Below are 7,503 nucleotides of genomic sequence, written 5' to 3' on the forward strand. Positions count from 1 at the left end.
CTGATAGAACGGCGAAGAAGCGCTGAAACAACGCGCCGAGGGGCCGCAGAGTGCGGCTCAATCGGGTGGATAGCGCATCGGATCGACAGGAAAACGTCACGAAAGATCGATAAGGAGTTTTTATGAAATTACTGGATGTAAAAGATCTGCGGGTCGAGTTCAAGACCCCGGACGGCAATGTGGTGGCGGTCAACGACCTCAACTTCTCCCTCGCTGCGGGCGAGACCCTGGGGATCGTTGGTGAGTCCGGTTCGGGCAAATCCCAGACCGCGTTCGCCATCATGGGGCTGCTGGCCAAGAACGGCGTCATCACCGGTTCGGCCAAATTTCAGGGCGACGAGATCCTGAACCTGCCCGAGCACAAGCTCAACAAGATCCGCTCCGAGAAGATCGCCATGATCTTCCAGGACCCCATGACCTCGCTCAACCCCTACATGAAGGTGAAGGATCAGCTGATGGAAGTGCTGATGCTGCACAAGGGCGTCAGCAAGGCCGAAGCGTTTGAAGAGTCGGTGCGCATGCTGGATGCGGTCAAGATCCCGGAAGCGCGCAAGCGGATGGGGATGTATCCCCACGAGTTCTCCGGCGGTATGCGCCAGCGGGTGATGATCGCCATGGCGCTATTGTGCCGGCCGCAATTGCTGATCGCCGACGAGCCGACCACCGCGCTGGACGTGACCGTGCAGGCCCAGATAATGACCCTGATGAACGAGCTCAAGCGCGAGTTCAACACCGCCATCATCATGATCACCCACGATCTGGGCGTGGTGGCGGGCATCTGCGACAAGGTGCTGGTGATGTATGCCGGTCGTACCATGGAGTACGGCAAGGTCAACGATATCTTCTATCGCCCGAGCCACCCCTATACCGAGGGCCTGTTGCGCGCCATTCCCCGCCTCGACACCGAAGGGGAAGAGCTGCCCACCATCCCGGGCAATCCGCCCAACCTGCTGCGTCTGCCCACCGGCTGCCCCTTCCAGGAGCGCTGCCACCGGGTGAGCGAGATTTGCGGCAAGCAGTCGCCAATTCTGACGCCGTTCAACGACGGCCGGGAGCGGGCCTGCCACTGGGTATCGGATGCCATGATCAAGGGAGTGAACTAAATGGGGACTGACAAGAAACTGCTGCTGGAAGTGTCCGACCTCAAGGTCCACTTCAGCATCAAGAGTGACAAGGCCTGGCCCTGGGCCAAACCCTCCGCCCTGAAGGCGGTGGACGGGGTGACTCTGCGCTTGTATGAAGGGGAGACCCTCGGTGTGGTGGGGGAGTCGGGTTGCGGCAAATCCACCTTTGCCCGGGCGCTGATCGGCCTGGTGCCGGCCACCGACGGCAAGGTGGTGTGGCTGGGCAACGATCTGACCAAGCTCGACCAGAAGGCGCTGCGCGAGAAGCGCAAAGAGATCCAGATGATCTTCCAGGATCCGCTGGCCTCCCTCAACCCGCGCATGACCATCGGCGACATCATCGCCGAGCCGCTTATCACCTTCTATCCCGACCTCTCCCGAGATCAGGTGAAGGAGAAGGTGCGGGCCATGATGAGCAAGGTGGGGCTCTTGCCCAACCTGGTCAACCGCTACCCCCATGAGTTCTCCGGCGGTCAGTGCCAGCGCATCGGCATCGCCCGGGCGCTGATCCTCGAGCCCAAGATGATCATCTGTGACGAGCCGGTGTCGGCGCTGGATGTCTCCATCCAGGCCCAGGTAGTCAACCTGCTCAAGGCTATCCAGAAGGAGATGGGGCTGTCGCTCATCTTCATCGCCCACGACTTGTCGGTGGTCAAGCACATCTCGGATCGGGTACTGGTGATGTATCTGGGCAATGCGGTGGAGCTGGGGACCCGCAAGGAGATCTTCGCCAACCCCTTGCACCCCTATACCAAGGCGCTGATGTCGGCCGTGCCCATTCCGGATCCGGATCTGGAACGCAGCAAGACCATCCAGATCCTGGAGGGGGATTTGCCATCGCCGATGAACCCGCCGTCAGGCTGCGTGTTCCGTACCCGCTGCCCGGTGGCAGGCCCTGAGTGTGCCAAGACCCGGCCTCAGCTCGAGGGAAACTTCGACCATGCGGTCTCCTGCCTTAAGTCGGATCCGCTCTGAGGATGAGCAGGCAGAATAGGGCGCCCGGGTGGCGCCCTGTTTTTTTGCAGCCGGCATGAAGATGCCTCTTGGCGTTATCTTTTTCCGCTGTTACTATCCGCGCAACAAGGGGAGTAACTTCTCGCCGGTTTGTCGTCATTACGGTGCACCCATATCCTGCAGTGCACCCGGCAGCCGGGCAGTTGACGCAAGTCGGCTGTAAGTGAGACCTTGCCGAGAGGCAAGGTGTATCTGCTCCAAACGCAAACCCACGCCTCTCGGTCGTGGGTTTTGTCGTTTTTGGGAGAAGTGAACATGGGTGAATGGTGGATGTGGGCCGGTTTCTTCAGCATAGTGCTGGTCCTGTTATGGATTGATATCCGCTTTGTCGGCGGTGGCAAGGCGCACAAGGTGTCGCTCAAAGAGGCAGGGATCTGGTCCCTCATCTGGATCAGCGTGGCGCTCTTGTTCAACCTGGCCATCTGGTTCTGGCTGGATCACAGCGCAGGCCGTGAAATTGCCAACCAGAAGGGGCTGGAGTTCCTCACCGGCTACCTCATCGAGAAGGCGCTGGCGGTGGACAACGTCTTCGTCTGGCTGATGCTGTTCGGTTACTTCGCCATTCCGGCCGAGCTGCAGCGCCGGGTGCTGCTGTACGGGGTACTGGGTGCCATCGTGATGCGGGCCGGCATGGTATTCGCCGGCAGCTGGCTCATCGAGCAGTTCCACTGGATCCTCTACCTGTTCGGCGCCTTCCTGCTGCTGACCGGGGTCAAGATGCTGTGGGCGGCCGACAAGGAGCCCGATCTGGCCAACAACCCGCTGCTGGGCTGGATGCGCCGCCGCTTCAAGGTGACCGAGACGCTGGAGGGGGAGAACTTCTTCGTCTGGCGTGACGGTGTGCGCTATGCCACGCCGCTGCTGCTGATCCTGGTGCTGGTGGAGGTGAGCGATCTCATCTTCGCGGTGGACAGCATCCCGGCCATCTTCGCGGTGACCACGGATCCCTTCATCGTGCTGACCTCCAACATCTTCGCCATCATGGGTCTGCGTGCCATGTACTTCCTGCTGGCCGGCGTGGCCGAGCGTTTCGCCCTGCTCAAGTACGGCCTGGCGCTGATCCTGATGTTCATCGGGGTCAAGATGCTGCTGCTGGATATCTTCAAGATCCCCACCGGCATTGCACTCGGCGTGGTTGCGCTGATCCTGCTGGCTTCGATGGGGCTGAGCCTCTGGGTGACCCGAAAAAAAGCCGCTTGAACGCGGCAGACTATAAAGCACTGACAACAAGGGCTCCCGCGGGAGCCCTTTTTTATGGCAAAGACTGGCTTAGCGCTTGATCTTCTTGGGGTTGGTGTAGCCCCAGATGGTGTACATGTCCGCCAGCAGGGCGCCGTTGTACTCTTCCAGATCCGCCTGTTTCACCTCGGCCTCACCCTGGCGGCCGAACAACACCACCTCGTCACCGGGTTTGACCCCTTTGAGGTCAGTGACGTCCACCATGATGGTGTTCATGGAGGTCTTGCCCACCACCGGCACCTTCTGGCCCTGGATCAGCACATAGGCCTTGTTGCTCAGCGCCCGGCGATAGCCGTCGGAGTAGCCCAGCGGCAGGTTGGCGAGCCAGGAGTCGCGCTTGAGGGTGAAGGTGCGGTCATAACCGACGGTGTTGCCGGCCGGGTAGTGGTTGACGGAGGCAACCTGGGTCTTGAACGCCATCACCCGCTTGTACTCGGTGTAGGAGGGGATGGAGTCACCGTACAGCAGGCCGCCCGGGCGCACCATGTCGAAGTAGGCGTCCGGCACTTCCAGGGTGGCGAAGGAGTTGGCGGCGTGGATGGTGATCTTGCTGCGATCCAGCTTGCCCGCTTCCAGCAGCCACTGGGAGTCCAGCTTGAACTGGGCCAGCCCCATCTTGACGTCCTCTTTCTCCTCCACCGGGAAGTGGGTCATGATGCCGACCGGGGTGATCCCCTTGAGCTTGAGCATGGCCAGCGCGTCTTCCTTGGAATCAGCCAGGCGCAGATCGATGCCGTTGCGGCTCATGCCGGCGGAGTTGAGCGCGATGTGCACCGGGATATTGGTGTGGTGGCGCTGGGCGATGTTGGCGATGCCCTGGGCACTCACCAGACTGCCGATGAGCTCTTCCATCTTGTAGGGCAGGGCCTGTTCCACTTCGGCCGGGGTGGCGGCACGTACCCGCATCAGGCGGCCGGTGAAGCCCTTCTCGCGGGCGACGCGGGCCTCTTCGTTGCTGGCGATGCCGATGCAGGGGATGCCGGCCTTGACCACAGAGGGGACCAGCAGGTCGATGCCGTGGCCGTAGGCGTCGGCCTTCATGATGGCGCAGATCTTCGGCCCCTTGTCACCGAGGCGATCCTTGAGGGTCTGGATGTTGTGCTCGAAGGCGCCGAGATCGACTTCCAGCCAGGCATTGCTGGCGGTCTGCACTTCGCCGTTGCGATGATCGCTGGCCAGCGGCAGGTAAGGGGCCGCGACGGCCTGACCGGCCAGCAGGCCCAGGATCAGCGTGGCCAGCAGTGTCTTCTTGTGCATGGGGTGGTTCCTTTTTTATTGTTTGGGTTGAGGTGCATGACGGTCGCTAGGGGCCGTTTTCACGCAGATGGGATAAAGTGTAGCCAAGGCATTGTTATTGTTATGAACTTTGACAATTTTCCAGGGCGCTATTCCCGTCGGGAAGTGTAACGCAAGGTGCCGATCGTGGCACCTGCCAGGAGTCAATAGATGATGAGTCTTGAGTGTCGGGTGCCACCGCTGCTGTTGTTTGGTCTGATCGTGGCGGCCATGCTGGGATGGGGGGGCGCCGCCGAGAGTGGCATTGGCGCCGGTTGGTGGCTGGCTGCTCTGTTGCTGGCGGTGCTGGGCACTGTGTTTGGCTTGGGGGGCGTGCTGCGCTTTCGCCGCCAGGGTACCACGGTGACGCCGCTGCACCCCGAGCAGGCCAGTGCGCTGGTGACGGGCGGACTCTATCGCCTCAGCCGCAATCCCATGTACCTGGGGCTGCTCTGCTGGACGATGGCGCTGGCCTGTTATCTGGGCGGGCTGCTGGTGTGGCTCGGTCCGCTGCTGCTGTGGGGCTGGCTCAGTCGCTGGCAGATAGTGCCGGAGGAGCGGGCGCTGCAGGCCCGCTTTGGCGATGCCTATGCCGATTATTGCCGGCGGGTGAGGCGTTGGTGTTGAGCCTTGCCGTGTCGCCATGAAGCATAAAAAAACGGCCCGCATCTGCGGGCCGTTTTGATGGAGGTGATGCGGGGATCACGCCTTGGCGGTATCCACCTCACCCAGAGGTTCGGTTTCACCCAGGCTGTCTTCGCTCTTGGCGACCACGCTGGCGGCGATGGCGTTGCCCAGCACGTTGGTGGCGGAGCGACCCATGTCGAGGAAGTGGTCGATGCCGAGCAGCAGCAGGATGCCCGCTTCCGGAATGTGGAACTGGTTGAGGGTGGCGGCAATCACCACCAGGGAGGCGCGGGGTACGCCGGCCATCCCCTTGGAGGTGACCATCAGCAGCAGCAGCATGGTGATCTGCTGGGCCATGGAGAGCTCGATGCCGTAGGCCTGGGCGATGAACATCACCGCGAAGGTGCAGTACATCATGGAGCCATCCAGGTTGAAGGAGTAGCCCATCGGCAGCACGAAGCTGGCGATGCGTTTGTCACAACCGAACTTCTCCAGACGATCCAGGGTTTTCGGATAGGCAGCTTCGGAGCTGGCGGTGGAGAAGGCCAGCAGGATCGGCTCGCGGATCATCGCCAGCAGGGTCACGATGCGGCGGCGGATAAACAGGCTACCCATGGCGATCAGCAGCAGCCAGAGGCAACCCAGTGCCAGGTAGAACTGCGCCATGAAGGTACCATAGGTGGCGAGGATGCCGAGCCCTTCCTTGGCGACCATGGCGGCGATGGCGCCAAACACCGCGAACGGGGCGAAGTTCATCACGTAGCCGGTCACTTTGAGCATGATCTCGGCGGCGCTGGCCATCAGCATCACCACCGGTTTGGCGGCATCACCCAGTGCGGCGGCAGCCAGTCCGAAGAACAGGGAGAACACCACGATCTGCAGGATCTCGTTGGTGGCCATCGCCTCGATCACGCTTTTGGGAATGGCGTGGGTGACGAAATCCTTGAGGGAGATGGCGCTGGCAACCACGCCGGAGCTGGCGGTGTCGTCAGGCAGGGAGAGGGAGAGCCCCACGCCCGGTTGCATCAGGGTGACCATCACCAGACCCAGGGTCAGTGACAGCAGGGAGGCCAGCATGAACCAGCCCAGGGTCTTGGCGCCGATACGGCCCACGGTGCGGGTATCGCCCATCTTGGCGATGCCGACCACCAGGGTGGTGAACACCAGGGGGGCGATGATCATCTTGATCAGACGCAGGAAGATATCGGTCAACAGGGTGATGTCGCTGGCAAAGCCGGCGGCCTGGTCAGGGGCAAACATGCGATAGCCCTGGCCAGTCAGGATACCAACCAGCATCGCGATGAGGATGGCAACCGTCAATTTGTTCATTTTCATGGGGTGGGTCCCAGTTTTGATAAGTGCAGAGCGTTTCAAGCGGCAAGGGTGCCACTTCAGTCCGTTTTTGTGATCCGAGCCGTAGATTCCTGACAGCCGGTGTGCTGGCAGCATGCCTAATCCGGGGGGGTAAATCCAGCGCCTTGTGGCAGAATTTTATCTTGCCATTAGTTGTATGTGATATAGATCTTGCAATTTGGCTATATTAATCGCTGTTTACTTTAATGTTTGCAAGATAATCGGCTTTCATGGTTTGGTCGTTTTTCGCGCTGCGAGTGAGGGTGAAGATGAGCAACGCCGAGATGCGGTGTTCCACGGTGCGCTGATCCAGAAAGGGATCTGGCTCGTCGTCATCGAATCCGAACAGGGGGCGACTCGGCGTCACCCTGACCGCGTCCCGTTGCAGGGTCAATTCATTGACCTCAAGCCACTGATAACCTTCGGCTTGTGCCACTTCGCCCGCCCGTTTCAGCACATACTTGCGAGCGGTTTCCCGGCTCACCAGATCGTTGCCGACAAATTCCAGCTGCCACTTGTCAGGCCCGAGCCGGGTCTGGGAGAAACCGGTCTGGCCGTTCCAGAACGATGGCTGGCTGTGATAAGGGGTGGCGCAGCCGAGCAGCAGGAGAGCGCAGAGGCCGAGCCACAGCAGACGCTGGCAAAAGGGGCGGGGAGAGGGCATCTCGAACACCGGTTGGCAACACAGGGCATCACTACAGCACAAACCGATCGGCGGCACAACGCAGGCTGCGTGGTGGCGCGCCGGGCCAAAAAGAAAGGCTCTGTCCCAGTTATGTGTTGAAAGGCTAATCTTGAGGTAGGTCATCACCTTGAGGGCCGCCATCATGGATACCCAAGCCTTTCAACATCTACTGTCCCTCTTCCCATT

The 7,503-nt window shown here is 60.9% G+C and carries 7 protein-coding genes; 4 read left to right on the forward strand and 3 right to left on the reverse strand.

What is annotated here, in order from left to right:
- The first annotated feature begins 122 nt into the window (after nucleotides 1–122).
- The 3 genes from ACB032_RS19125 (at nucleotide 123) to ACB032_RS19135 (ending at nucleotide 3,338) form a co-directional block, all read left to right on the forward strand.
- A complete protein-coding gene (locus ACB032_RS19125) occupies nucleotides 123–1,103 on the forward strand; it encodes an ABC transporter ATP-binding protein (RefSeq protein ID WP_017408089.1) in 981 nt (326 codons plus the stop codon).
- Nucleotides 1,104–2,099, forward strand: a complete 996-nt coding sequence (oppF, locus tag ACB032_RS19130; RefSeq protein WP_371138561.1) for a murein tripeptide/oligopeptide ABC transporter ATP binding protein OppF — start codon at nucleotides 1,104–1,106, stop codon at nucleotides 2,097–2,099.
- A 294-nt stretch (nucleotides 2,100–2,393) separates the two neighbouring features.
- Nucleotides 2,394–3,338, forward strand: a complete 945-nt coding sequence (locus ACB032_RS19135; protein WP_043119135.1) for a TerC family protein — start codon at nucleotides 2,394–2,396, stop codon at nucleotides 3,336–3,338.
- A 69-nt stretch (nucleotides 3,339–3,407) separates the two neighbouring features.
- Here ACB032_RS19135 and alr read toward each other — a convergent pair whose 3' ends face one another.
- Nucleotides 3,408–4,634, reverse strand: coding sequence for an alanine racemase (alr, locus tag ACB032_RS19140; RefSeq protein ID WP_371138562.1), 1,227 nt, complete (start codon nucleotides 4,632–4,634; stop codon nucleotides 3,408–3,410).
- A 189-nt stretch (nucleotides 4,635–4,823) separates the two neighbouring features.
- Here alr and ACB032_RS19145 point away from each other — a divergent pair, with 189 nt between their 5' ends.
- Nucleotides 4,824–5,279 carry an isoprenylcysteine carboxylmethyltransferase family protein gene (locus ACB032_RS19145; RefSeq protein WP_371138563.1) on the forward strand — a complete coding sequence of 152 codons (456 nt, stop codon included), beginning with the start codon at nucleotides 4,824–4,826 and terminating at the stop codon, nucleotides 5,277–5,279.
- A 75-nt stretch (nucleotides 5,280–5,354) separates the two neighbouring features.
- Here ACB032_RS19145 and ACB032_RS19150 read toward each other — a convergent pair whose 3' ends face one another.
- Together ACB032_RS19150 and ACB032_RS19155 are read right to left on the reverse strand one after the other, a co-directional pair.
- Entirely contained in the window at nucleotides 5,355–6,614 is a 1,260-nt protein-coding gene (locus ACB032_RS19150; protein ID WP_024944897.1) for a dicarboxylate/amino acid:cation symporter, read from the reverse strand.
- Nucleotides 6,615–6,819: 205 nt separating this feature from the next.
- Complete coding sequence (locus ACB032_RS19155) at nucleotides 6,820–7,305, reverse strand: hypothetical protein (protein ID WP_371138565.1); 486 nt, start codon at nucleotides 7,303–7,305, stop codon at nucleotides 6,820–6,822.
- Nucleotides 7,306–7,503: the final 198 nt, after the last annotated feature.

Origin of the sequence: Aeromonas sp. S5(2024) (assembly GCF_041403025.1) — a bacterium.
In the GTDB taxonomy this organism is placed as follows: domain Bacteria; phylum Pseudomonadota; class Gammaproteobacteria; order Enterobacterales; family Aeromonadaceae; genus Aeromonas; species Aeromonas hydrophila.